Origin of the sequence: Bauldia litoralis (assembly GCF_900104485.1) — a bacterium.
Classification (GTDB): Bacteria; Pseudomonadota; Alphaproteobacteria; order Rhizobiales; family Kaistiaceae; genus Bauldia; species Bauldia litoralis.
The window spans coordinates 506,363-529,664 of sequence record NZ_FMXQ01000003.1; the positions used below are offsets into that span (position 1 = coordinate 506,363).

The following is a 23,302-nucleotide window of genomic DNA, read 5'->3' on the forward strand; positions in this document are numbered from 1 at the left end:
GTCTCTCCATGTCTCGTGAACCCTCGTGATCGGCCGGCCGGGCAACAGGGGTCGTTTGCCCGGAACGCAAGTTGCGGGCCGGATTACCGGCGCTGTTCGTGTCGTGGTTCTTTTCCGCCTTCGGGGGCATGGCCCCGTGTCCATCCCGGACCGGCGCCATGCCAAGAAGGCTCCACTGCATGGACCCTGCGGGCGCGCTTGAAACGAGTCAAACGAATTTCAAAAATGCGCTGTTTATTTTCGAAACTGAAACAAAGCGCGTCGATTCGACAATGGGACGAATCAGAAACGGCGCTGTCCCCCGCCTGTTTCAGCGCCTTTCCGGCATCTGTCGCTGGCCGTCCGCGCCCGACCGGGCGGCGCCCGGTCGCGATTCAGACTGTCCCGGATCAGAGGTCGCCGGGAACCAGGTCGCCCCACTCGTCGTGGATGTTCTCGATGAACTGCATCCGCTCGATCGCGGTCTGCCCGATCTTCAGGGCCAGCGCCGAGCACAGGTAGGTGATCAGCGAGACGGGGGCCGCTACCGATTCATAGACGGAGACGCCCCGGGTCCGGCAGCGCAGCGTCACGCTGGCGACTTCGGGCCCGCCGCGGCTGGCCTGGTCGGTCAGGTAGATCACCTGCGCCCCCGCATGGACGGCCGAGCGCATCAGCGAGCGCAGGCTGCGTGTCTTGCGGCCAATGCCGAGCGCCAGCATGGCGTCGGTCGGCTGGATCGAGGCGAATTCCTCCGGCACGGAGAAGCCGCCGATCGGGATCATCCGTATGTCCGCCTTGATGCGGATCAGCAGGGAACGGGCGAAATGAGCCAATGGATAGTTGTCGCCGAAGCCGACCACCCAGAGCTTTTCGGCCCTGGCCATCGACTGGATCGCCTGGTTCAGTTCGTCGGTCCGCAGCGCCTCGATGGTGCGCACGAGATTCTGCACATCGCTGGCCAGGTGCTCCGCCAGCGACTCCCGTCCGGCCTTTCGCGGCAGCCCGTCAACAAGGGGAGGCCGCCCGGCGCCCGCCTCGTTGCCGGAGCGGGCGATCTTCTGGGCGGTCTTGAAGCTCGGGTAGCCGAGCCGGCGGAAGAAGCGCGCCGTGGTCGCCTTCGAGACGCCCACCTGGGCGGAAATGTCGGTCGCCGACTTGAGGACGAGGGTGTCCGGATCCTCGAGCAATCGATCCGCCAGCCGCCGCTCCCCCCGCGTCAGGTCGTCATAGGCTTCCAGCATCCTCTGGGACAGCGTCGCATCGCTCATCGGCGCATCATTTTTTCGTTAGTGAAACAATTGGAGCATCAGTAGGCGAAAATCTCTCGAAAGTGAAGAAAACAGCAACCCGCCACCACGCGATCATGGTTGCAGCCCGCCAATCACCGACGAACTTGTATCCGAGAAGGGATGGGCCTCCGACCGGTGACGACAAAAAAAACGGCTGCCAACATTCGCGTCTTACCCTGTTGCAAGACAGAATGTCATTGAACGCTGGTAAGGACCGACCGTCATTGACGAGGACTAAGGGATGCGGCGTCAGAATATGATGCCATGGATCTCAGCATCAAGGCATAGCTTGAAGTGTATCTTTGAGAAAAAAGCTATCCTAGCATGACGAACTGATCTGACTCAGCGAGCCGGGGGCGCGACGTGTCAAAATTGGTTGGGGCGTTTTTCATCGTAGCGGCGCAAATTGTGCTTCTTGTCTTTGTCGCAGGACCCGCAGGCGCTCAAGACGCTACGCCATCATCTCACCCATTGCTGAAACCCTATAGCGACTGGGTGAATGACAATATTGAGAGCGAATTTGCCCGCTACTGGCGGATATATCCCGGTGACGACGGGCGCGAGCCGTATCTCGTCTACTGCAAGGACGATCTCTTCGCCGAGCATGCGATCAGAGGCAGGTCCGTTCGGGTCCGCTCGGGCTCCGAGGCCCTCGGTTTTTTTACAAGGATAACCGGCAAGACCGCGCAGCTCCTTCCCAGTTCCGAGCTCAATGCTGCGTTTGAGTTGGGTATCATCGACTGCATCGGATTTGGCGGAGAACTGGTCGAAGTGGCGGCGCCGGCAAGCGAGCCAGACGCCTTTGATCCGACTGTTGTCGATACCGTGCTCCGCACACTGGGGGTTCAAGCGAGCGATGAGACGTTCGATTGGAAGCCGGGGACGCTGGAATGGTCGATCTATCGTGCAACGAATGGCGACCTAAACGAGATCTACAATCTCTACGCCACCCATCGCTCCTACGGCGTCAACGCGAAGGTGAGGCCATTCGTGCACATGGCCGGGTTCTGGGCGGTGCGGGCCTTCGAATACACGGAGCGCGGCGGTAGGCTGCAATATGACGACCTACTCCAAGCCGCCAAGGGAAATTGCGAAGGGCGAGCGGACCTGTGCAAGGCGATTCAGATCGAACTCAAGCGGATCGGCCGTTATGCGGGAGCCATCGATGGCATCATCGGGCGGGGCACCAGGCAGGCGATCGATGCGATCGTCGGTACGCGGCAGGCCGGAAACCTGAGAGATATCGCGTCGCTGGATGCGTTTCTGGCCGCGCGACAGCCGGCCCCCACCGATGCCAGACCTGATGATGTAGGCGACAAGACCGTCTCAGACGCCAAGGGGGCCGAGCCGTCCGCGGCACCGGATTCGCTGCTGACCTTGCCGCAGAATCTGGACGACTTTTAGGATGGCGGTATTCCGGCAGCCGTCGCTCTATGGCGTACTGGCCGCCATCTCGTTGGCCTTCTCATGCCAGCTCGGACCCGCGCAAGCGCAGCAGCAAGGTCGCGCTTCCGTTTCGGCAACCGCCGGGGAGCCGAATGCAGTTTTTGTCAACGTTCCGAACGAGCCTTGCGTCTTCCTCTATGAAAGCCTGTCCGACCGGATCACCGGGCTCGATCTGAATTTCGGTCCGGTGAAGTTCGATCAGCGGACGTACTTTCTCAAATATTGCCGCGAGAAGAAGGACGAACTTGTCGCCCGGATCAAGGCGCCCTTCGAGGCGGCCCAGGCCCGCGCCGAGGACGCAGCCAACAAGGCGGCATCCGAACTGACGGGCGGGTTCTGGAAGTTCATGTCCGAGCAGCTTTATGCGCGGCTGCCGGCGGAGGAACGGGCCAGGTACGCACCGGGCACGCCGGAGGTGGAGGCGCTGGCCCACCGGTGGCTCAACGAGGCGCCGCAGGAAGAATTCGGGACCTATGTCGCAGCCTATCTGACCGCGGGCGGGCAGGAATCGCGCTTGCTGGATGCGTGGAAGGTCTATGTGGATCTGACCAACGGCGAATCCAAGACCATACTGGAGGGCGCTTACAAGCTTCTCAGCGACGCGAAAACGCGTCTCGCTCAAATCCTGCTCGCCAAGCAGCGGATTGCCGAAGAGCCCGACACGCCGATCTCCGACATCATCAGGGATGTGGGGCTCTCGGGAGAATGGTTCGAGTATTTCAAGAGCCGCGAAGCGCAGATCCGCGGACTGAATTCCAAATTCCGGCTGGCCGAGGTGATGGAGATCGTGTCCGACGCCATGGGGTCGGAGGACCAGTCGGACAAGGTCCGCGCATTCTTCCAGCTCATGGGCCTGTCCGGCGACGTCCTTGCCGAGAGCAATCAGCCTCTGTTTGTCTTTGTCGGCCAGATTATCCGGGACTATGCCGATGTCGCCAACCAGGCATTGGACAATGCCCTGTCCCTCGATGGCGTCATTCAACGACGCAACGGCTACTGCCTGGGTGAAGGGGTGCCGTCGCGCGACATCCGCAAGTTCTATTTCATCGAGCAGAAGGTGATGGCGTGCCCCCTCAGCTACGGCACATGGCCGCTGAAGCACGTTTACCAGTCCCAGGGCGGCGAGCCGACGCGGCTCTTCTTCTACGACGGCAGCAGCTTCATCGAGGCCGAGAATCCCAGTGGCCCTGACGGGGTTGTCGCGGCGGCCAAGCTGATCACGGACGCGATTGCGCTGGGATATCCGATCGTTTCCGACCCCGATGCGCATATCGCGCGCATCGCCGCGGTGTACAACACGGTCAATCCCGGCGGCGTTCCTGGATTGATGAGGAACGCGAGGGAAATCGTCGCGACCATCGAAGCTGCGGTGTCGGCGGTCAAGGACCTGCATCGGCCAGGCGACACCTGTTCGGCGGACCAGGTTCTTTCGGCGGTGGCACGGAGTGCGGGCTTTTCCACCGACAGCTTCCTGCGGGATCTGGCGAATGGTGGCGCGGACCGGCTGGCAAGCGCAATTGCCGCCTCCTTCATCGCATTCGAGGGCAGGTTCGGTCGCGGCGTGACGCGCGGCGACGGCGCCAACGCCTACGAGACCTATTCCGACCTCGCGGATGCCTTGTCGCGGGCCAGCGTGCTCATCCTGGAAGGACGGGTTCTCAATGCCGACCGGTCGGCCATTCCGGGTGCCAGCCTGGATATCGCGATCGGCGGCGGGCAACAGGTCGAAGGCTGCGAGGTGTCGCAGGCCGACGCGGCCGGCCGGTTCTCCGTCGTCGCCCTGGGCGACGGCAGATCCATGTCGATCACCGGGCAAGCGAACACTCCCGATACCAGGGGCGTGCGCGAGACGTTCGACGTCGCCTATTTCAGGCGCAATGGCTCCACCTTTGCGGAACGGGACGGTGGTCTCACTGCACGGGCCGACGGCGAGCTTATCGTCCCGGAGAGGGACGCGCCGCCCGGCGAGGAGGCCGACGAGGAGGAGGAGGTTGTTGTTCCCCCGCCCGTCGTCACCCCGGAACAGGCGGCGGCGTGCAGGGCGGTCGATCTGGCGGTTGCCGCGGCACGATCAGAGTTGGCCGTGGGCCTGTTCGACCGGCTGCCGGAGGTCCTGTCGAAGATTGACGAGGCCGTCGCGGCGCAGGAGAGCCTTGAGAATTGCGGGCCGGAGACCGCATCCGAAGTGGTAAAGGCGCGGGAGCTCCTGACCATCGCGCAGCGCGATGTCGCATCAGTGGAGGTCTTGCTTGGTCAATGCGAGCCGGCAGCACTGGCGGACAAAAGGGCTAGCCTGAAACCGGTTTCGGGCATCAACTACGATTTCCTGGTCGGCCGGCTCAACTATGCGACGGACGGAATCGAATATTTCGGAAAGGCCCTGTCCTATTACCAGGACAATCTGCTCGGCCCGGCAGCAACAATCCTCGAAAATCTGCCGGGGTTGTTCGGCCCGGACTGTCAGAACTATCAGGAGCGGGCAAAGCAGGGGCTGCAGAAAATCGCGGTGCTGCAGCAGTTCGATGCGCGCCTGGTGAGCGCCATCGACACCTGCGGAATGGACCAGCTCGAGGCCATGAGAGCCGAGGTTGCCGACCGCAGCCACAAATTCTTTGCCGAGGCGCGCGGTCGGATCGAGGGAGCCCTTTCCTCTTGTGCCGGGAAGCGGAGCGCAGAGGCCGCGGCCCGCAATTGCGAAGCGGCGACGGCGGCGTTGAACAAGGCGCGCGCGAGCTACAAGGCAAACAACCTGCGCCAGGCGACGGGCGAACTGGCATCGGCGCAGGACCTGCTGGATCCTGCCGCAAACGAGCTGTGTCCCGAGATCGGTGCCCGCATCGTCCAGGGCAACGCAAACATCGCCGTAATCCAACACGCGGAAGCAGAGTTACAAGGAGCATTGGCCAACTGCGATATCGAACGCCTGAAGGGAGCGCGAGCCCAGGCGACCAGCCAAAGCCACGTATGGTTCCGGACGGCCGTCGGACGGATCGACGAAGCATTGGCCCAATGCGACAAGCAGGTCGAGAACCAGTGCGAGATGGTGCGCTCGTCATTTGCCGCTGCGGATGAACTGTTCATCGCCGGGAATTTCGAGGCCGTCATGGTTGCCCTCGGGGAGATGAAGTTCAGGGCGGAGCAACCCGAAGCCATTGTGGGCTGCGAGGACCTGGTTGCTCGAGTTCCCGGCGCCACCGACTTTGTTCAAAACGTCATCGGCATGATCGGGCGCGGGGAAGCAGCCATCGCGTCCTGCGATTCGGCGGATATTGAAAGCGCGCTGGCAGCCATCGACGCTTCCGGTACGAAAAATGTCAGGGTGGATGAGGTCAAAGCGCATCTCGTGGCGGCGCAAGAGGCGTGTCAACCGCCGGCAGATGAGCCCGATCCAGTGGTTACGGCCGAGCCGGCGCCCGATACGGTTGAAGGCGCTGGTGCTCTCGAAATCCTGCGCGACGCGCAGGCAAGACTGAAAATCATGCTCGACGATGTCGACAAGGACATGGGCTTCTTCGCTCAAGGTACAGCAAGTGGCGATCGTCGCGTCGCGTCGGTTACCTATGATGTGACATCAGCCAACAGGACGAACGATGTCCCGACTTCGAGTGTGACAATCCGCAACAGGATTACGCTTGCCAAGTTTGGGTCAGACGAGGAAGCGCGGCCTCAGCCACAGCCCGGTGAAGAGCTCAATGCCGATTCATGGCTGGGTTTTCAGTATCTATCCTCCTACACCGGAAACGAAGGCGAGACGCACGCGACCATGCGGTTCTCCAAGGGCACCGTGCGAGTCGAAATCGTGTCTGACCTGACCGGCTTTACGGTGCTCAACGAGGAGGGCGAAAGCGATCGGGGCTACCCCTTCGCCGGCATGGCGGGCGCCATCGTTGGCAAATACCTCTACGAAAGCATCGATACCGGTTTGTAGATCGCGGCGGTGGCGCGAGCCGGCCAATCGGGTGCGGGAGGTCCCGTCTCAAAAGACCGCGGGCATATCAATGCGGCCGACTCGGCTAATTGGATGATAGGGGTCCGAACCCGGCAAGTCGGTCGCGAATACGCGACCTTCGGCCATTCTCGACGGTTGGGACAATTGGAGCGGGCGAAGGGATTCGAACCCTCGACCCCAACCTTGGCAAGGTTGTGCTCTACCCCTGAGCTACACCCGCTCGCGCGACCGTCGCCGGTCGCTGCGGGGCTTATATCGCTCCTTTGCCTGCTCTTGCAACATGGATGTCATAACTTGTGTGCGGATTGGCCAGGGAATACGGGATTCGGCCGACCGAGACCGGAGTCCGACATGCCAGCGATGACCCCCGACGACCTTGCCGGCTATCTTGCCGACCTCGGGATCGACAGCACCACCGTCACCCACCCGCCACTCCATACGGTCGAGGAAAGCCAGGCGCTGCGGGGCGCGATCGAGGGCGCACACACCAAGAACCTGTTTCTCAAGGACAAGAAGGGCCGCCTGTTCCTCGTCGTTGCGCCCGAGGATGCAGTGGTCGAGCTAAAGCACCTGCACGTGCGGATTGGCGCATCCGGGCGGTTGTCCTTCGGCAAGCCCGATCTGCTTCAGGAGGTTCTCGGGGTCATGCCGGGCTCGGTGACGCCGTTCGGCCTGGTCAACGACCATCCGCCGCGCGTGACGGTCGTCCTCGACGCGGCGCTGATGGCGAACGAGACCGTGAACTGTCATCCCCTGGTCAACACGGCGACGACGACGATCAGAAGCGCAGACCTCCTGGCCTTCGTCCGGGCGACCGGGCACGAACCGCTGGTGATTGCGCTTGACGAGGCACATCCCGCCGGTTGACCCGCCGGGGCGGGCGTATCGCGATGTCGCCGGCCGGCCTGGGCCGGACCCTGCTCAGATCAGCATGAAGTCGTCGACATCGAGGTCAGGCGCGCCCTTGAACTTGGCTATCTTGTCGCCGTCGTATTTCAGGACGCCGTTATCCTTGTAGTCGAACAGCTTGCTGAAATCCTTGGCCGAGAGGTCGCCATCGCTCAGCTTCTTGTGGTCGAAGACCGACATGGCGAGCAGGATGTTGTCGCCTTCGGCGCTGTCGAAATCCATGATCTTGTGGAAGGACTTGGTGATCCTGGAGTCGAAGATGAAGGAGTCGGCGCCGTTGCCGCCGATGAGCTTGTTGGTCCCCCTGCCGCCTGACAGGAGGTCATTGCCGTCGCCGCCGTTGGCCTTGTCCCGGCCCCAGCCGCCAATGATGTGGTCATTGCCGCCCAGGCCCTTGATCTTGTCGTGCTTGCCGCCACCGATGATCGTGTCGTTTCCCTCTGTGGGATTCGGCTGACCCTCGGGGGCATGCGTCGCGTCGATCTTGTCGCTTTTCTTGGTCCCCGTGATGGTGACACCCATGGCCTTCAGGTCGACCGTGATGTCGGAAAACTGGATGGACTCGAATCCATCGAGGACATCGTAGGTGTCGTCGGGGTTCGTCAGCGACCAGACGACGATGCCGGTCCCGTCCTGGGTCGGGGCCCAGGCGTAAGCGGACGACGGGCCGGAAATCACGAACTTGTCGCTGGCCGTCTTGCCGACGAGGTGCTGAACGAGGCGCGGGTCGTCCTGGTAGACGGGGCCCTTCAGCGACGACAGGTTGATCGTCATATCGGAGAAGCGGATCGTCTCGAAGCCGAACAGGACATCCACCCCGACGCTGTTCCAGATGGCGAAACCGTCTCCCGTACTCGCCGGCCCGATCTCGTAGCCCGCCGACGACGCGCCGACGACGAAGACGTCGTTGGCCGAAGTGCCGGTGATGGTCTGGTTGCCCGCCGAGTTGTAGTAGAGCTTCTCCGAAACGGTCGTGCTGATCTCCAGGCGGACGATGCGACCGTTGGCCAGGTCGGCGAAATAGATGTAGCCGTCCGGACCTTGCGAGAAGCTGACAGGGCTGAAAGCGCCGACGTTGGTAACGAATTGCGTCTGGGTGCGGTCGTTGATGTCGACCGTGTAGATTTCGCCATCGACGATGTCGGCGAAAAAGTAGTCGTTGAGGAAGGCGGCCGGGTACTTGGAGCCCGTGTAGATGTCGCTGGCGCCGACGATCGCGCTGATCTGGTATCCCGGCTCCGCGTCGAGGTGGGAGAAGGACTGGTAGGCTGCCGTTATCGAGATGGCGCCGCTGGCCACCTGGGCGTAGAAGGCCGCGGCGCTGGCCAGGTCCTGGTATCCCGGCGCCTTGATGAGCGACCCGCTCGCGTCACCCTCGTAATAGGGCCAACCGAAATTGGCGCCGGCGTCGCCCGAATTGATCTCTTCGTGGCTGTACCAGCCGGTCTCGGACATGAAGAGCCGGCCATCGTCGGAGAAGGTCATCGAATAGGGATTGCGCAGGCCGAGCTGCCAGACCTTCGACTGGTTGGACGACAGATCGCCGAGGTCGGCGAAGGGATTGTCGGCGAGGCCGTCGCCGGTCATCGGATCGATGCGCAGGATCTTGCCGGAGAGGCTCGTGACGTCCTGAACGGCAACCGACCGGGGATCGGCGTAGCTGTATGAGGTTCCGTCGCCGACTGACACATAGAGCGCGCCGTCCGGCCCGAAGGCGAGGGCGCCGCCGGCATGCGACCGGGAATCGACCTTGATATAGTCCTCCTTGTAGAGGCCTGTCGCCGTGTCGAAATCCGAGGACGGGGCCGCGATGTAGGCGGGATCGGTGTAGTCGAGGGCGCCGTTGCCGGAGATGTCGGCGAGCGTCTTGCCGGCGGCGCCCAGCAGGATCGTCTTGCTGTTGTCGACGATCTTCAGGGTCGATCCCGACGTGTCGACCTCGTAGCGGACGACATAGGCGAACCGGTTGCCGTTGCCGTCGGCAGCTGCCAGGCCGGTTGCGGTTGCCGTGTCCGGCGGATCGACGACATAGAAGGCATAAAGGTACGGGTTGTTCTCGAAATCGGGGTGGAGGGCGACGTCCATCAGCCCGCGATCGCTGCTGGAATTCACTTCGTCGCGGATATCGAGAAGCACCGATTTGACGACGCCGGTCGTGGTGTTGACGACCTTGATCGTCCCCGTCTTTTCGACGACCAGGGCGGTCGACGGGTTGCCGGGCAGCCACTCGATGTTCATCGGCTGCTCGAGCCCGGTCACGACGTTCTTGGTCGTGACCGTGTAGGGCGATGTCAGTTCCGGCTGGACCGGCGGGGAAACCGGGTTCTCGTCGTCGAGGATGGAGATGTTGGTCGTGCGCGGATAGAGCAGGGTGCCGCTGTCGATGCTGAGGATGGACAGGCCGAAGGTCTCGGTCGCCTCGGCGAGCGCATCGTTGGTGATCGGAATCTGGACCGTGATGCTGTTGGTGCCCGCGGCGATGATCGCCGAGCCGTTGCTGCCGGGAAAATCCTGGCCTGCAATGGCCGTTCCGTTGGTCGTCGCGTAGTTAACCTGGACTGCGCCGGAGGTGTCCCCGGTGCGCTGAAAGGTTACCGCCACGAACGGTTCGCCTTCCCGAACGCTGTATTCGGACGCCCCTAGAAACACCGATCCTGTCATAATTAACCCCGCGCGAAAGTATTGTTGACGCGTTAGTCTTGACGTTGCGGGGACACTACGATCTGTGGAGGCGAAATTTAATGCAAAATGTAATCAAATCCATATTAATCTAAGAATTTAACATTAACTTTTAAGGTTAACTCCGGTCGATGCGAGTAATATCAAGCGGATCATCCGTCAGGACGTGCTGGTGGGCGGTCGGGCGAGCTGGTGACGGCGCTGCCGGTCCGACGCCGGATCGGGCGATTGCTTGGGCGTTGAGGTCGGAATCAACGACGGACGGCATCGCCTGCCGGCACCGTCCATTGCGGTCCCGGCGGCGGGCGGCGCGGTCGATCGATTGTAAAGGCGGGGGGAAACCGCCATGTTAAGCAGGAAAACGATGTCTTGAGGCGGCGCTCTGCCGCCGGCGAAATACAGGGACGACAATGAGCACCTTTTTGACCGGAGACGGCAGCCCCGCCATGCCTGCGGGGGGCGCCAGCGACGCCGTTATCGACACAACGACCCAAACCTTCGGCGCGGATGTCATCGAGGCATCCATGCAGCAGCCGGTGCTGGTGGACTTCTGGGCGCCGTGGTGTGGCCCCTGCCGGACCCTCGGCCCGATCATCGAGAAAGCGGTCCAGGCGTCCAAGGGCGCGGTCAGGCTGGTCAAGATGAATATCGACGAGCACCCGGCGGTTGCCGGGCAGCTCGGCATCCAGTCGATCCCTGCGGTCATTGCCTTTTCCAAGGGCCAGCCGGTCGACGGGTTCGTTGGCGCGGTACCGGAAAGCCAGATCAAGGAGTTCATCGAGCGGGTCGGTGGTCCGGTCGGTCCTTCCGACGCCGAGGCCCTGGTGGCCGCCGGCGAGGATCTGCTGGCCGCCGGTGATACCACTGGCGCGGCCGAACGCTTCGCTGCCGTGCTGGCGGCCGAGCCGCAGTCGGTTCCGGCCACCGCCGGGCTGGTGCAGTGCCTTGTCGCGTCCGGCGACCTTGATCGCGCCCGACAGGCCCTCGATCAGTTGCCGGAAACCGCGGCCGGCGACCCGAAGGTGGTCGCCGCGCGGGCGCAACTCGATCTTGCGACGCAAGCCGCCAGCCTTGGTGACGAATCCCCGCTGGAGGCCCGCCTTGCCGCCGATCCCAACGACCACCAGGCCCGTTTCGACCTCGCGCTGCTCCGCAACGAGAAGGGCGATCGCGAAGCCGCTGCCGACGGGCTCCTTGAAATCATGGCAAAGAATCGTAGTTGGGAGGACGAGAAGGCGCGGAAGCAACTGCTGACATTCTTCGAGGCCTGGGGTCCGAAGGATGACGCGACGCTCTCCGGTCGCCGTCGACTGTCGTCAATGCTGTTTTCCTGAGGATTGTCCGTGAAGGTCGGTAACTGCGCTTATGGGTGTCCGGGGGACTTGCCGGAGATCATTCCGGTGTTTCCGCTGCCCGGGGCGCTGCTTCTGCCGCGCGCCGAGATGCCTCTGAATGTCTTCGAGCCGCGCTATGTCGCGATGATCGACGCAGCGTTGGCAGGCGATCGGATCGTCGGCATGATCCAGCCCGACGAGAGCAAGGCGCCTTGCGCCTCCGGGCCGGGCCTTTGCGGTGTCGGTTGTGCCGGTCGCATTACCGCCTTTTCCGAGACCGGCGACGGGCGTTACCGGGTGACGCTGACCGGCGTCGCGCGGTTTACCGTGCTCGAGGAGCATATCGTGCCGACCGGCTACCGCCAGTGCCGGGTGACCGCCGTTCCCTATGCCGGCGATTTCAAGGCGGAGCGCGACGAGGCCGTCGACCGCGCGTCGGTCCTCAAGTCGTTCCGGGACTATCTCGACGCGCACAATCTCGAGGCGGATTGGGAAAGCGTCGACCAGGCGACGAACGAGACACTGATCAATGCCCTGGCGATGATGGCGCCCTTTGGCGCCGCCGAGAAGCAGGCCCTGCTCGAGGCGCCCGATCTCAAGACCCGGGCGGAGACCCTCGTGGCCCTGACCGAAATGGCGCTCGCCCACGAGGGCGGTGGCCGTTCGCTGCAATAAGGGTGTGAATCGATGAGCGATGGCGAGCGCGTGGCCGGCAAGGTCGATCCCAAGCTTCTGGAAATGCTGGTCTGCCCGCTGACCAAGACGACGCTCGAATACGATGCGGCGGCGCAGGAATTGATCAGCCGCGCCGCGAAGCTCGCCTATCCGATCCGCGACGGCATCCCGATCATGTTGCCGGACGAAGCCCGTCAGCTCGACGCCTAGACTTCGCTACTGCTCTACGACCTCACCGGCTCGCGGTCTTCTGGCCCTGCAGGATCGCCAGCGACCTGGCCAGTACGTCGTCCTGGAGTTCCTCATCCTCGTCGATATTGAGGTGGTCGACGTCCTTGCGCTGGGTGAGGTCGATGTTGATGATCTCACCCTTGTAGCGTTTGCTGCCGGTCACTTCCTGACCATAGCCCTTTGGCTTGTAGAAGTTGAGAACCTCGGCGACCCCCGGTTCGACCGGATGGGTCTGGGCAACGGCGTCGAAGACCACGACGAACCGCACCGGCACGCCGTTGTGGACGATCCAGTTGGACATCACCAGCGCGGCGTCGCCACCGAGCGAATGGCCGATGATGATGATCGGCGCGACATTCTTGTCCTTCTTGTAGTCTTCGATGGCCTCGTTCGCGAGGCGCTGCCAGTGGGAGTGGTTGGCCAGCGTGACGGTGACGCCTTGCGCCTCGAACTTCTTGGCCAGGGCGTCCATGCCGCGCGACCAGACGTTGTGAAGGCCGCGCAGGATGATCACGCGCCCGTTCTTGTAGCCGCCGGCCGGAGGCTTGGGAATCGCCACGCTGGTGGCCGGCTTGGCAGGGTTGGTCGCGGTCTTGGCGGTTGCCTTGGGGGCGTAGGCCGGGCGGGGCGACGGCACGGGGATCGGACTCTCGGCGCCTGCCGGCACGGTCGCCGCCGCCAGCCCCAGAACGAATGCGGCGAGGGCCATCATGGCCGCCCGTCTCATTTTCATCGGGTGTCTCCGTTCATGCGTAGCCCACGTCCATGTTGGCTCAAAAAATGGCCGGGAGGTGGCGACCCGTCAATAGATCAGCGGGATAATGCGCTTGGTTCGGCGCATATAGGCGACATAGTCGTCGCCGAAGGTCTCGATCATCAGCTTTTCCTCGCGGCCGACCCGGAGGAAGTAAAGGATGCCCCAGCCGACGATGCCCGCAAACCCGGCGACCCAGTTGGGCAGCAGCACGGCTTGAGCCAGCGCCAGCAGCCAGAAGGCCGAATACATCGGGTGGCGGACATAGCCGTAGAGCCCGGTATCGACCAGAGTGTGCTTCTTGCGCGTGTCGAGGGTCACCGACCAGTTGCGGCCAAGCTGGCGATGGGTTTCGTAGAGAAACGCCAGGGCCGCGACCATCAGGACCAGGCCGATCCAGCCCATTGTCGGGCTGAAGGTGTAGTTGGCGAACCACGGCTGGCCCGTCCCGAACCGGCTGGTGATGAAATAGATCAGCGGGATGATGGCGAGGCCGGTCAGCGACGATGCCAGCAGCCACTGGTCGTGCCGCCCGCCGGCTGAGCGCGCCACCTTGGTCTTCCGCGACCGCCGCTGGTGCGGATAACGGACGACGAACCACAGCACGCCGCCGACAAACCAGATCCATTCCGCAACGAGTTGGCTCATTCTTTTCCAATCGCGGCCGCTTTGCCGGACTTCCGGGGCGACTGCTTCCTCTTGTAACTGCCATTCCTGGCGAAGATCGAGACCACCTTCTTGCCCAGCTTGACCCGTTTGGCCAGCCGCAGGGGGCCGAAGGCGATGTGATAGAAGTCGTAGGAGTAGCGCTTGGCGTTCGGCATCACAAACTGCCGATGGAGGTGAAGTGAACTGCGCTGCGCCTGGCGATATCCTTCCGCGCTCATCATGTCGCGGATCCGGATCATCCTGATGACCGGGCTGCCCGTCTTCGGGTTGCCGAGATCGGTGACGGGATTGGTCTTGTAGAAGTTGATCGGGTCGACTTTCGACTGATACTCGACCCAGAGCAGCGATTTCTCGGCGCCGACCCGGTAGACGTCCTGGCGCAAGGCCTTGGCGGCCGGGTGCAGGCCGATCTTCATGATCGAAGAGCCGACGGTGAGGAAGGCCGTCCGGCTGGCTTCCTTGTCGAGCCCGGGTGTCGCCCGATAGGCGCGGGCAATCGCCTCGACCATCATGACGGCGCCGAGGCTGACGCCCGACAGCAGCACTTCGTCGGCCTCGGGATCGCGGATCGCCTCAACGACCATCGCCGCGAACTGGTCGAGCAGAGTCTCCATCCCCGGTATGTCGCGCTTGGCGAGGTCGGCGGCACAGGCCCAGTCGGCAAGGGCAAAATCAATGAAGAAGTAGCCGCCGACGACCCGTAGCAATAGGCCGAAGACCACCAGCCCAACCGCGGTCGCGCCCAGTCCGCCGAAGGGGATGCCGAGCCATGCGGCCAGGAAACCGGCGCCGACGGCCAGCAGGATGAAGGCCAGCAGCAGGACCAGCGGGTAGATGAAGAAAAGGCCATAGCGGATGTTGGCCTTGAAGTAGCGACGCAGCGTTCCGGTCCAGATGAACTCGAACAGCGCCTTGTATCCGTGCAGCATGCGGCCGAGCCAGGATCGGTCGACATAGGGCGCCATCAGTTCGTCCCAGCGCAGGATGGTGTAGCGGCAGGCCGTCGACCAGTTCGGTCCGTCAGTCGTGACGTCCCAGCTGACCGAGCGCTGGTCCGGCGCGATGGCGGCCGGCGAGCATGTCGTCTCCGCCCCCCAGAGCTTGGCGAAGCGGCGCAGACCGCTGTTCATCCGATGGTCGAGCCGCTCGATCGGAATCGGCTCGAAACCGTAGATATGGATGACGCGCCGGGTCCTGACGAGATTGGGCTGGGCTGGTCGCTTGTCCGGCAATGAGCAGTTCCCGATTGGCTCCCGGCTGGGTGTGACCAGCATTTAGCCGAAGCCGGGGCGGGATGCCAGCGATGCTCACGCAGATCGGCCGATGATCCGTCGATGCCGGGGCGGGGCCGAGGCGGGGTCGCTCCCGCCCGCCAGGGTGCGGGCGAGAGCGGTTACTGTTCGCGGAAGGGCGGTCAGATGAGCCCGTTGCTGCTCAGGAACTCGGTCGCGACATCCTCGATCGTCATCTTGTCGACATCGACCTTGGCGTTGAGCATCTGCATGGTTTCGTCGTCGAGCTTCGCCGAAAGGGCATTGAGCGGCTGGGCCAGGGTCGGGTTGGCCTCAAGCGTGTCGCTGCGCACCACCGGAACGATCGCGTAGTCGGGGAAGTAGCCCTTGTCGTCGTCCAGGACGCGGAAGTCGAAGGCGGCAATCCGTCCGTCCGTGGCGAAAACCAGCGCGAGATCGACCTGGCCCTCGTTCAGCGCCTGGTAGGTGAGGCCGGAATCCATCGCCTTGAGGTCGGCGCGGCTGGTCTCGAAGCCATAGGCCTCCTCAAGGCCCGGCAGTCCGTCCGGCCTCTTCGGGAACTCGGCATTCACCGCCATGATCAGTCCGCCATCCGCATTGTAGGATGCGGCGAGGTCGGACAAGGTCTTCACGTCCTTGGTGCTGTCCTCGCCGGACTTGACCGCAAGGGCATAGGTATTGTTGGCGTTGGAGGGATCGAGCCAGGTCAGGCCCTGCTCTCCGTCCATCTCCTTCACCTTGGCATAGGTCGCCGCGGCGTCCATCGGATCGCTGACCTTGTTATAGGTAACCAGCGACGTGCCGGTATACTCCCAATAGACGTCGACCTGCCCGTTCAGCTGGGCATTGCGGAGCACCTGGGAGCCCATGCCGTCGCGCTTGTCGACATCGAAGCCCTCTGCCTCAAGAAGCTGTGTCGTCATCTCGGCCAGAAGCAGTTGTTCCGTGAAGTCCTTGCCGCCAACGACCACGTCCGCAGCCTGGGCGGATGCGGTCAGGGCGACGCCGGCAATCGCCGCCGTGAGAATCCTGGTCAGGTCTTTCATTTTCTTCTCCTCTGTCGTTCAGGTTCATTCACCGAGGGGTGAAATCGGAAAAAAGGGCGGTCAGCGCAGCGGATTGACGCCGCGCGGGATCGTCCAGAGCTGCATCTGGCCCATCAGGAAATCGACCAGGATGGCCAGGAGCGCCGTCGGGATCGCGCCGGCCAGCATCATGCCGAACTCGTTGAGGGCGATGCCGCTGAAGATCAGTTCGCCGAGACCGCCGCCGCCGATCAGGAAGGCCAGCGGCACGGTGCCGACATTGATGGCGAGCGCGGTGCGGATGCCGGCATAGATGACGAACATGGCGTTGGGCAGTTCGACCTTGAGCAGGATCTGCCTAGTGCTCATGCCCATGCCGTGGGCGGCCTCGATCAGGTGGGGCGGCACCGCGCGGATTCCGGCCAGCGTGTTCGAGACGATCGGCAGCAGGGTCAGCACGAACAGGCCGAAGATCGCCGGCGTATCGCCAATGCCGAGCAGGCTCATCGACAGGGCAAGGATGGCAAGGGTCGGGATCGTCGCGCCGATATTCAGGACCTGGAGGACGATGTCGCCATACCGGCGCAGCGCCGGTCGGGTCAGGGCGACGCCGAGCGGCACGCCGACCAGGACGGCGAGGCCGTCGGAGATGATGACCAGCATGATGTGCTGGCGGGCGAGATAGACGATGTCGTCCCAGAGGTCGATCATGGTCGGCAACAGGCCGCTCGCCCACGCCCAGGCGCCGAGCGCGAAGATCAGCACGAGCAGCCCGTTCCGCCACAGGCGGTAGAGCCCGGCCGCGGCGGCGTGCTCAGCCATCGCGGTGGGCCTCGCCGAGCAGGTGGGTGATGCCGCGCAGGGTCACGTAGCCCTTGAAGATGCGGTCGTCGTCGACACAGGCCAGCCATGTGACGTCATGACGGAACATGGTCGAGACCGCGGTTCGCAGGTCCTCGGTCACATTGATCGTTGTCGGCAGGGTCTCGTGGTTCTCGCCGACCTTGCCCTTCTTTCCGGCGGCGTTGGTCAGGGCGACGAAGCCGCGGACCCGGCCAGTGGCGTTGACCATGATGATCGAGTTGTGGCCGTGCTCTTCCATCAGGGAGGCGGCGGTCGCGAGCGTGTCCTCGGTCCGCACGCTCGGCGGATCGTGCATCATCGCGTCGCTGACCTTGAGCAACTGCAAGCGCTTCAGCGTCCGGTCCGAGCCGACGAAGTCCGAGACGAAGCGGTTCTTCGGATGGGCGAGGATGTTGTTAGGCGTGTCGTATTGGACGAGACGGCCTTCGTTGAAGATGGCGATGCGGTCGGCCATCTTGACCGCCTCGTCGATGTCGTGGCTGACGAACATGATGGTCTTCTTCATCTTCGCCTGCATCTTCAGGAACTCGTCCTGAATGATCGCGCGGTTGATCGGGTCGATCGCGCCAAATGGCTCGTCCATCAGGAGGACGGGCGGATCGGCGGCGATCGCCCGCAGGACGCCGATGCGCTGCTGCTGGCCGCCGGAGAGTTCCTTTGGGTAGCGCTTCAGGAAGATCTTGGGATCGAGCGCCACCATTTCGAGCAGCTCTTCGGCCCGGGCGCGCGACTTGGTGCGGTCCCAGCCGAGGATGTCCGGGACGATGCAGATATTGTCTTCGATGGTCTTGTTGGGAAACAGGCCGATCTGCTGGATGACGTAGCCAAGCGACCGCCGCAGTTCGACCGGGTTGTAGTCGTTGGTGTCCTTGTCGCCGATGAATATCTTGCCCGAACTCGGCTCCACCAGACGGTTGACCATCTTCATGGTCGTCGTCTTGCCGCAACCCGAAGGTCCAAGGAGCACGCAGATCTCGCCTTCGGGAACCTCCATGGTGACACGGTCGACGGCCGGCGCGGCCGCCCCGGGAAACACCTTGGTGACGTTGTCGAGGCGGATCATGCGGGGGCTCTCGCTGTTTCGCGCAGTCCCGGCGACGTGAGCAGCTTCTGGAAACCGAGCAATGCGAGATCCGCCGCCACGGCGAGGATGCTGACCGCCAGCGCGCCGGTGATCAATTGCCGGGGATCGGTCTGGCTGATGCCGCGGGAAATGAAGACGCCGAGACCGCCGGCGCCAATGTAGGCGGCGATCGCGGTGACGCCGATGTTCATCACCACGGCAATCCGCACCCCGGCCATGATCACCGGTATCGCCAGTGGCAATTCGACCTCGCGCAGCCTCTGCAAGCGCGTCAGTCCCATGCCGCGAGCCGCCTCGCGGAGCGCCGGATCGAGGTTGCTGATGGCCGTGTAGGTATTTCGGATGATCGGCAACTGGGAGTAGAGCAAAACCGCGATCACCGCCGGCACATAGCCGATGCCCTGGCCGATCAGCGACAGGACAGGGATCATGATGCCGAAGAGGGCAATCGACGGGATGGTGATGATGATGGATGCGACATAGAGGACGCCCGCAGCGGCGCGCTTGTTCTGGCTGATCGCGATGCCTATGGGCACGCCGGTAAGAATCGCCAGGCCGACCGCTACACCGACAATGGCGAGATGCTGACCGGTGCGAACGACGATCAGGTCCCAATTCGCAATGATGTACTCAAGCAATTCCATGATTGATCGGACTCTTGGACGCTCATCGTGTGAAATGCAATGGTAGATCAGCGCTTTGAGTTTAGATTCAACCTATTCTTTATCGTTTTGTGTATTATTCAAATACAAACATTTCTACCAAGAATTTTTCCGAAGAAGACTTGCTTCTCCAGATAAACTGAAATCAAGCGCCGATATATTTATCAGGATGGGGCGCTGTCGAACGGCGATCCCTCAGCGAATTCGCGACCTTCGACCGCTCGTCACAGCGTGAAGAACCGGTTGCGGGAATCTGGCGCCTTCTTCGCCGGGACGCGGGGAACCGCCTTTTTGACATTCCGGGGCGCGCCGCTATGGTTTTCATAACGCGCTGTCCCGTCGCCTTCCGGCGACGAGATGCGGTGCATTTCGCCGGGGTGGAGACAGTCAGGCGGCCGCGGGCCGCACGCTCCTGACACCCTATGACGGTTGCCGGTGCTTATCCTGCGAGAGCGCCGGGAACGACCATCAGGGGTGGCCGGGCCAGAATTCACGCAATGTGACGAGGAGATTCGCGGCTTCCGCTGGTGGCGACCGGGAACGTTTTCCCGCCCCTCGGCTTCTCGACGAGACGCCCTAGCTCTCACAACATGCCGGGTTCAGCGAGTCGTCGGCGACACATGCGTTTGCCGAAAACACGCCAAGAGTTTCGACACACAGGAGGATTGTTCATGTTTCGCCATTCCATCGCTCTCGCCGTCGGCGTCTTCGTCGCGGCGCCCGCCTTGGCCCAGGATGCCGAGATGGCCTGCGAGATCGACCGGCCGGTCGTCTTTGCCGACCTCAACTACGGCTCGGCCCAGTTCCACACCGCTGTCGCCAGCCGCCTCATCCGCGACGGCTTCGGCTGCGAGGTGGACAGCATCCCCGGCGATACCATCCCGCTGATCAACGGCGTCGCGCGTGGCGACGCCGATATCATCATGGAAATCTGGACCGCCAACCCGGCCCAGGCCTGGGTCGATGCCGAGGCCGCCGGGCAGACCGTGGCGCTCGGCACCACCTTCCCGGACGCCGCGGAGGGCTGGTTCGTGCCGACCTCGATCGTCTCCGGTGCCGACGCCGTCGCCCCCGACCTCAAGTCGGTCGCCGACCTGCCGAAATACACCGAACTCTTCGCCGACCCGGAGGAGCCCGGGAAGGGGCGTTTCTACAATTGCCCGGCCGGCTGGCAGTGCGAGGTGGTGAATACCCAGAAGCTGATCGCCTATGGCCTCGACGATTCGTACACCAACTTCCGTCCGGGCACCGGCGAGGCGCTCGCGGCGGCGGCCGAAGCGGCGGCGTTGCGCAACAAGCCGGCGGTCTTCTACTACTGGGGGCCGACCTGGCTGCTCGGCAAGTATGACTTCACCAAGCTCGATGAAGCGCCGTTCGACAAGGCGGTCTGGGACGAGATGCTGGCTTCCGACAAGCCGACCAAGGCGACCGCCTATCCGGTCAGCAAGGTCATCATCGGCGCCAACAAGGAATTCAGCGAGGCGGCGCCGAAACTGACGGCTTTGCTGAAGGCCTATTCCTCGACCAATGCGGCGACCTCCGCCGCGCTCGCCTATATGCGCGACAGCGACGCCAGCGCCGACGAAGCTGCGGTCGACTTCCTCAAGAGCAACGAGGACTGGACCAAGTGGCTGCCGGCCGAGGCGGTCGAGGGCGTCAAATCCGCTCTCGGCGAGTGACCGGACCTGCGGTAGATTGAGACGGGCCGGCGGCTAGACCGCCGGCCCGTTCGCGCCTGAGGACGCCACGATGTTCATCGACATCGGCAAGCCCATCGCCGACACGACCAATGCCTTCATCGAGTGGCTGATCGTCAATCATGGCGATGTCTTCGAGTCGATCGCCAATGCGCTGCTCACCGTCCTGATCCTCATCGAGCGGGTATTGCGCGGGGCCCCGCCGTGGTCGGTGATCCTCGTTGCCGGGCTGATCGCCTATGCGGCGAGCCGGAAGCCTGTCCTGTCGGTCGGCGTCATGGTGCTGGCCTGGCTGCTCGGCAGCCTCGGGCTTTGGGAGCAGGCGATGCAGACCATCGCCATCATGCTGGTTTCGGTCGGCATCGCGGTCATCATCGGCATTCCGCTCGGCGTGGTGACGGCCCGCAGCGACACAGCCCGGATGCTGCTCAACCCCGTCCTCGACCTGATGCAGACGATCCCCAGCTTCGTCTACCTGATCCCGGCGGCGATGCTGTTCGGGCTCGGCAAGGTGCCGGCAATCCTGGCGACGGTGATCTATGCGACGCCGCCGCTGATCCGGCTGACCGATCTCGGCATCCGCCAGGTCGATCACGCCGTGGTCGAGGCAAGCCGCGCCTTTGGCGCCACCCGCTGGCAGATGCTGCGCGGCGTCCAGATTCCGCTGGCCTTGCCCTCGATCATGCAGGGCATCAACCAGACGATGATGATGGCCCTGGCGATGGTGGTCATCGCCTCGATGATCGGGGCGCGCGGCATTGGCGAAACGGTGCTGCTCGGCCTCCAGCGCAACGACCCCGGCAAGGGCCTGGTCGGCGGCATCGGCATCGTCATCCTCGCCATCATCTTCGACCGGATCAGCCAGGCCTTCGGCCGCCGCCTGCAGGCCTATCGCGCGGTGGAGGGCTAAGCCATGCCGCTGATCGACGTCCGCAATGTCACCAAGATCTTCGGCGCGAGGCCGGAGCGCGCGCTTGCCCGCCTCAAGGCGGGCGCCGGCAAGGAGGCGATCCTCGCCGAATCCGGCAATACCGTCGGGCTCTACGACGTATCGCTGTCGATCGAGCGCGGCGAGATCTTCGTCGTCATGGGCCTGTCCGGCTCCGGCAAGTCGACGCTGATCCGCCATCTCAACCGCCTCATCGACCCGACCGAGGGCGAGATCGTCATCGACGGCAACGACATCCTCAAGCTGTCGATCCGCGAACTCGAGGCCTTCCGGCGGCAGAAGACCGGGATGGTCTTCCAGCGTTTCGGCCTGTTTCCCCACCGCACCGTCCTCCAGAACGTCGCCTATGGCCTCGAGGTGCGCGGCGAGCCGCGGGCGAAGCGGCACGCCAGGGCGGCCGAATGGGTCGCGACCGTCGGCCTGTCGGGATACGAGGACCAGTATCCCGCGCAATTGTCCGGCGGCATGCAGCAGCGTGTCGGGCTGGCGCGGGCGCTGTGCACCGATCCGGAGATCCTGCTGATGGACGAGGCCTTTTCGGCGCTCGATCCGCTGATCCGCGGCCAGATGCAGGATCAGCTCATCGACCTGCAGTCGCGGCTTCGCAAGACCATCGTCTTCATCACCCACGATCTCGACGAGGCGCTGCGGCTGGGCGACCGGATCGCGATCCTCAAGGATGGCTCCCTGTCGCAGATCGGCACCCCGGCCGAGATTCTGCTCAGTCCGGCCGACGACTACGTCCGCGCCTTCGTCAAGGACGTCAATCGCGCCCGGGTCCTGACGGTCGAGACTGTGATGAAACCGCCGCCGCTGCGCCTGACCGACGAAACGCTCGAGCAGGCGCTGGCCGAAATGCAGCGGCAGGGCGCAGAGATCGGATACGTCGTCAACGCGCGGGGCTATCGCGGCGTCGTTACCCGCGATTCGGTCAACGCCGCCATCGCCAGTCGCGCCGGACCGACCGTCGACGAGATCGCGGTCGGCGCGCCGTCGATTGCACCGGGGGCATCGCTCGCCGAGGCATTGCCTGCAACCCTTTCGAGTACATATCCGCTCGCCGTCATCAGCCGCGACGGGTCGCTGGAGGGGACTCTTTCGGCCGCCCAGGTCGGGGAAATCCTGACGCCCTCGAAGGATCTCGAAGCAGCATAGATGGTCGGTGCGGGGAGTTCTCGCCTGTTTCTCGCCGCCGTGCTAGCAAGGCTCGCCGCCACCGAAGAGCGGCGGATCGGTCGGCTAGCCGCATGGACAACAACATGGACAATACGGGTCTCACGCGCCGCTCGGCGTTCAGGATCATCGCGGTCGGGCTGGCGCCGGTCTTCATGCTGTCGGCCTGCGCGTCGCTGTTCGACAAGCCGGACGAACTGATCAAGGGCGCTGGCCGGCCCGGCCCGGCGACGGTCAATCCGGGCTCCGCCGCGCGGACGATTTCGGCCTATCGCACGTCGCGGGGGCTTTCGGCCGTGTCGGTCGATTCGAAGCTGACGGCAATCGCCCGTGGCCATTCCCAGGCCATGGCCCGCGCCGACAATATGAGCCATCGCGTGCGCGGCGAAAGCAGCTTCCCGCAGCGGCTCAGCCAGGGCGGCTACGATGCCGGCATCGCGGTCGAGAATGTCTCCGCCGGGCATCGCAATTTCGACGAGGCGCTTGCCGGCTGGAAGGCGTCGCCGGGCCACAACGCCAACCTCTTGAAGCCGGGCGTGACCCAGATGGGGATCGCGGTCGCCTACACGGCCAATGGCAAATACGGGAACTTCTGGACGCTGGTGATGGCGGCGCCTGACGATCGCCGCGCCACGCTCGGCCCCAATGCCGGCCCGCTCGTGGCGGTGCCGCGCTAGC

General features: G+C 63.6%; 19 protein-coding genes and 1 tRNA gene. 10 read left to right on the top strand and 10 right to left on the bottom strand.

The genetic code is table 11. The features are described from left to right. Nucleotides 1–389: 389 nt before the first annotated feature. Nucleotides 390–1,250 carry a MurR/RpiR family transcriptional regulator gene (locus BLT60_RS09735; RefSeq protein ID WP_090876219.1) on the bottom strand — a complete coding sequence of 287 codons (861 nt, stop codon included), beginning with the start codon at nt 1,248–1,250 and terminating at the stop codon, nt 390–392. A 384-nt stretch (nt 1,251–1,634) separates the two neighbouring features. Here BLT60_RS09735 and BLT60_RS09740 point away from each other — a divergent pair, with 384 nt between their 5' ends. Next, entirely contained in the window at nt 1,635–2,675 is a 1,041-nt protein-coding gene (locus tag BLT60_RS09740; RefSeq protein WP_139167792.1) for a peptidoglycan-binding domain-containing protein, read from the top strand. Between the two features lies 1 nt (nt 2,676). Then, nucleotides 2,677–6,645 (top strand): hypothetical protein, encoded by a 3,969-nt coding sequence (locus BLT60_RS09745; RefSeq protein ID WP_090876221.1) that lies wholly within the window; start codon nt 2,677–2,679, stop codon nt 6,643–6,645. Between the two features lie 166 nt (nt 6,646–6,811). Here BLT60_RS09745 and BLT60_RS09750 read toward each other — a convergent pair. After that, nucleotides 6,812–6,886: transfer RNA gene (locus BLT60_RS09750), tRNA-Gly, on the bottom strand. 131 nt (nt 6,887–7,017) lie between these two features. Here BLT60_RS09750 and BLT60_RS09755 point away from each other — a divergent pair. Next, nucleotides 7,018–7,533 carry a prolyl-tRNA synthetase associated domain-containing protein gene (locus BLT60_RS09755; protein WP_090876222.1) on the top strand — a complete coding sequence of 172 codons (516 nt, stop codon included), beginning with the start codon at nt 7,018–7,020 and terminating at the stop codon, nt 7,531–7,533. A 54-nt stretch (nt 7,534–7,587) separates the two neighbouring features. Here BLT60_RS09755 and BLT60_RS09760 read toward each other — a convergent pair whose 3' ends face one another. Next, complete coding sequence (locus tag BLT60_RS09760) at nt 7,588–10,236, bottom strand: PQQ-dependent sugar dehydrogenase (RefSeq protein WP_090876223.1); 2,649 nt, start codon at nt 10,234–10,236, stop codon at nt 7,588–7,590. 428 nt (nt 10,237–10,664) lie between these two features. On the opposite strand from BLT60_RS09760, the gene trxA reads away from it, so the two are divergent. The 3 genes from trxA to BLT60_RS09775 are packed head-to-tail and all read left to right on the top strand — an operon-like array spanning nt 10,665 to nt 12,473. Further along, nucleotides 10,665–11,588, top strand: a complete 924-nt coding sequence (gene trxA / locus BLT60_RS09765) for a thioredoxin (RefSeq protein WP_090876224.1) — start codon at nt 10,665–10,667, stop codon at nt 11,586–11,588. A gap of 9 nt (nt 11,589–11,597) precedes the next feature. Further along, a complete protein-coding gene (locus BLT60_RS09770; protein ID WP_090876225.1) occupies nt 11,598–12,263 on the top strand; it encodes an LON peptidase substrate-binding domain-containing protein in 666 nt (221 codons plus the stop codon). A gap of 12 nt (nt 12,264–12,275) precedes the next feature. Next, nucleotides 12,276–12,473, top strand: coding sequence for a Trm112 family protein (locus BLT60_RS09775; protein ID WP_090876226.1), 198 nt, complete (start codon nt 12,276–12,278; stop codon nt 12,471–12,473). A gap of 22 nt (nt 12,474–12,495) precedes the next feature. Here the strand turns inward: BLT60_RS09775 and BLT60_RS09780 are convergent, their stop codons facing one another. From BLT60_RS09780 to BLT60_RS09810, 7 genes are all read right to left on the bottom strand, one after another. Beyond that, on the bottom strand, nt 12,496–13,227 hold the full coding sequence (locus BLT60_RS09780; protein ID WP_139167793.1) for a lipase family protein: 732 nt from the start codon (nt 13,225–13,227) through the stop codon (nt 12,496–12,498). A 69-nt stretch (nt 13,228–13,296) separates the two neighbouring features. Next, nucleotides 13,297–13,896: a protein-S-isoprenylcysteine O-methyltransferase gene (locus tag BLT60_RS09785; protein ID WP_090876228.1), complete on the bottom strand. Its 600-nt coding sequence runs from the start codon at nt 13,894–13,896 to the stop codon at nt 13,297–13,299. Continuing rightward, complete coding sequence (locus BLT60_RS09790) at nt 13,893–15,149, bottom strand: hypothetical protein (RefSeq protein WP_090876229.1); 1,257 nt, start codon at nt 15,147–15,149, stop codon at nt 13,893–13,895. The genes BLT60_RS09785 and BLT60_RS09790 overlap by 4 nt, the downstream gene beginning before the upstream one ends. A gap of 182 nt (nt 15,150–15,331) precedes the next feature. Further along, nucleotides 15,332–16,216, bottom strand: a complete 885-nt coding sequence (locus tag BLT60_RS09795; RefSeq protein ID WP_090876230.1) for a glycine betaine ABC transporter substrate-binding protein — start codon at nt 16,214–16,216, stop codon at nt 15,332–15,334. 60 nt (nt 16,217–16,276) lie between these two features. After that, nucleotides 16,277–17,017, bottom strand: a complete 741-nt coding sequence (locus BLT60_RS09800) for an ABC transporter permease (RefSeq protein ID WP_090876231.1) — start codon at nt 17,015–17,017, stop codon at nt 16,277–16,279. Continuing rightward, nucleotides 17,010–18,122: an ABC transporter ATP-binding protein gene (locus tag BLT60_RS09805; protein ID WP_090876232.1), complete on the bottom strand. Its 1,113-nt coding sequence runs from the start codon at nt 18,120–18,122 to the stop codon at nt 17,010–17,012. Before BLT60_RS09805 ends, BLT60_RS09800 begins: the two co-directional genes overlap by 8 nt. Next, a complete protein-coding gene (locus BLT60_RS09810) occupies nt 18,119–18,787 on the bottom strand; it encodes an ABC transporter permease (RefSeq protein ID WP_090876233.1) in 669 nt (222 codons plus the stop codon). The genes BLT60_RS09805 and BLT60_RS09810 overlap by 4 nt, the downstream gene beginning before the upstream one ends. Nucleotides 18,788–19,476: 689 nt before the next feature. Between BLT60_RS09810 and BLT60_RS09815 the strand changes: the two genes are divergently transcribed. The 4 genes from BLT60_RS09815 (at nt 19,477) to BLT60_RS09830 (ending at nt 23,301) form a co-directional block, all read left to right on the top strand. After that, complete coding sequence (locus BLT60_RS09815; RefSeq protein ID WP_090876234.1) at nt 19,477–20,484, top strand: ABC transporter substrate-binding protein; 1,008 nt, start codon at nt 19,477–19,479, stop codon at nt 20,482–20,484. 70 nt (nt 20,485–20,554) lie between these two features. Beyond that, nucleotides 20,555–21,412, top strand: coding sequence for an ABC transporter permease (locus BLT60_RS09820; RefSeq protein ID WP_090876235.1), 858 nt, complete (start codon nt 20,555–20,557; stop codon nt 21,410–21,412). A 3-nt stretch (nt 21,413–21,415) separates the two neighbouring features. Beyond that, nucleotides 21,416–22,606, top strand: coding sequence for a quaternary amine ABC transporter ATP-binding protein (locus BLT60_RS09825; RefSeq protein ID WP_090876236.1), 1,191 nt, complete (start codon nt 21,416–21,418; stop codon nt 22,604–22,606). A gap of 104 nt (nt 22,607–22,710) precedes the next feature. Then, entirely contained in the window at nt 22,711–23,301 is a 591-nt protein-coding gene (locus tag BLT60_RS09830; RefSeq protein WP_175478367.1) for a CAP domain-containing protein, read from the top strand. Nucleotide 23,302: the final 1 nt, after the last annotated feature.

Coding starts and splice junctions, on each gene's coding strand:
- BLT60_RS09735 (WP_090876219.1), bottom strand. CDS start 1,250: ATGAGCGATGCGACGCTGTCCCAGAGGATGCTGGAAGCCTATGACGAC.
- BLT60_RS09745 (WP_090876221.1), top strand. CDS start 2,677: ATGGCGGTATTCCGGCAGCCGTCGCTCTATGGCGTACTGGCCGCCATC.
- BLT60_RS09755 (WP_090876222.1), top strand. CDS start 7,018: ATGCCAGCGATGACCCCCGACGACCTTGCCGGCTATCTTGCCGACCTC.
- BLT60_RS09760 (WP_090876223.1), bottom strand. CDS start 10,236: ATGACAGGATCGGTGTTTCTAGGGGCGTCCGAATACAGCGTTCGGGAA.
- trxA (WP_090876224.1), top strand. CDS start 10,665: ATGAGCACCTTTTTGACCGGAGACGGCAGCCCCGCCATGCCTGCGGGG.
- BLT60_RS09775 (WP_090876226.1), top strand. CDS start 12,276: ATGAGCGATGGCGAGCGCGTGGCCGGCAAGGTCGATCCCAAGCTTCTG.
- BLT60_RS09780 (WP_139167793.1), bottom strand. CDS start 13,227: ATGAAAATGAGACGGGCGGCCATGATGGCCCTCGCCGCATTCGTTCTG.
- BLT60_RS09785 (WP_090876228.1), bottom strand. CDS start 13,896: ATGAGCCAACTCGTTGCGGAATGGATCTGGTTTGTCGGCGGCGTGCTG.
- BLT60_RS09795 (WP_090876230.1), bottom strand. CDS start 16,216: ATGAAAGACCTGACCAGGATTCTCACGGCGGCGATTGCCGGCGTCGCC.
- BLT60_RS09800 (WP_090876231.1), bottom strand. CDS start 17,017: ATGGCTGAGCACGCCGCCGCGGCCGGGCTCTACCGCCTGTGGCGGAAC.
- BLT60_RS09805 (WP_090876232.1), bottom strand. CDS start 18,122: ATGATCCGCCTCGACAACGTCACCAAGGTGTTTCCCGGGGCGGCCGCG.
- BLT60_RS09810 (WP_090876233.1), bottom strand. CDS start 18,787: ATGGAATTGCTTGAGTACATCATTGCGAATTGGGACCTGATCGTCGTT.
- BLT60_RS09815 (WP_090876234.1), top strand. CDS start 19,477: ATGTTTCGCCATTCCATCGCTCTCGCCGTCGGCGTCTTCGTCGCGGCG.
- BLT60_RS09820 (WP_090876235.1), top strand. CDS start 20,555: ATGTTCATCGACATCGGCAAGCCCATCGCCGACACGACCAATGCCTTC.
- BLT60_RS09825 (WP_090876236.1), top strand. CDS start 21,416: ATGCCGCTGATCGACGTCCGCAATGTCACCAAGATCTTCGGCGCGAGG.
- BLT60_RS09830 (WP_175478367.1), top strand. CDS start 22,711: ATGGACAATACGGGTCTCACGCGCCGCTCGGCGTTCAGGATCATCGCG.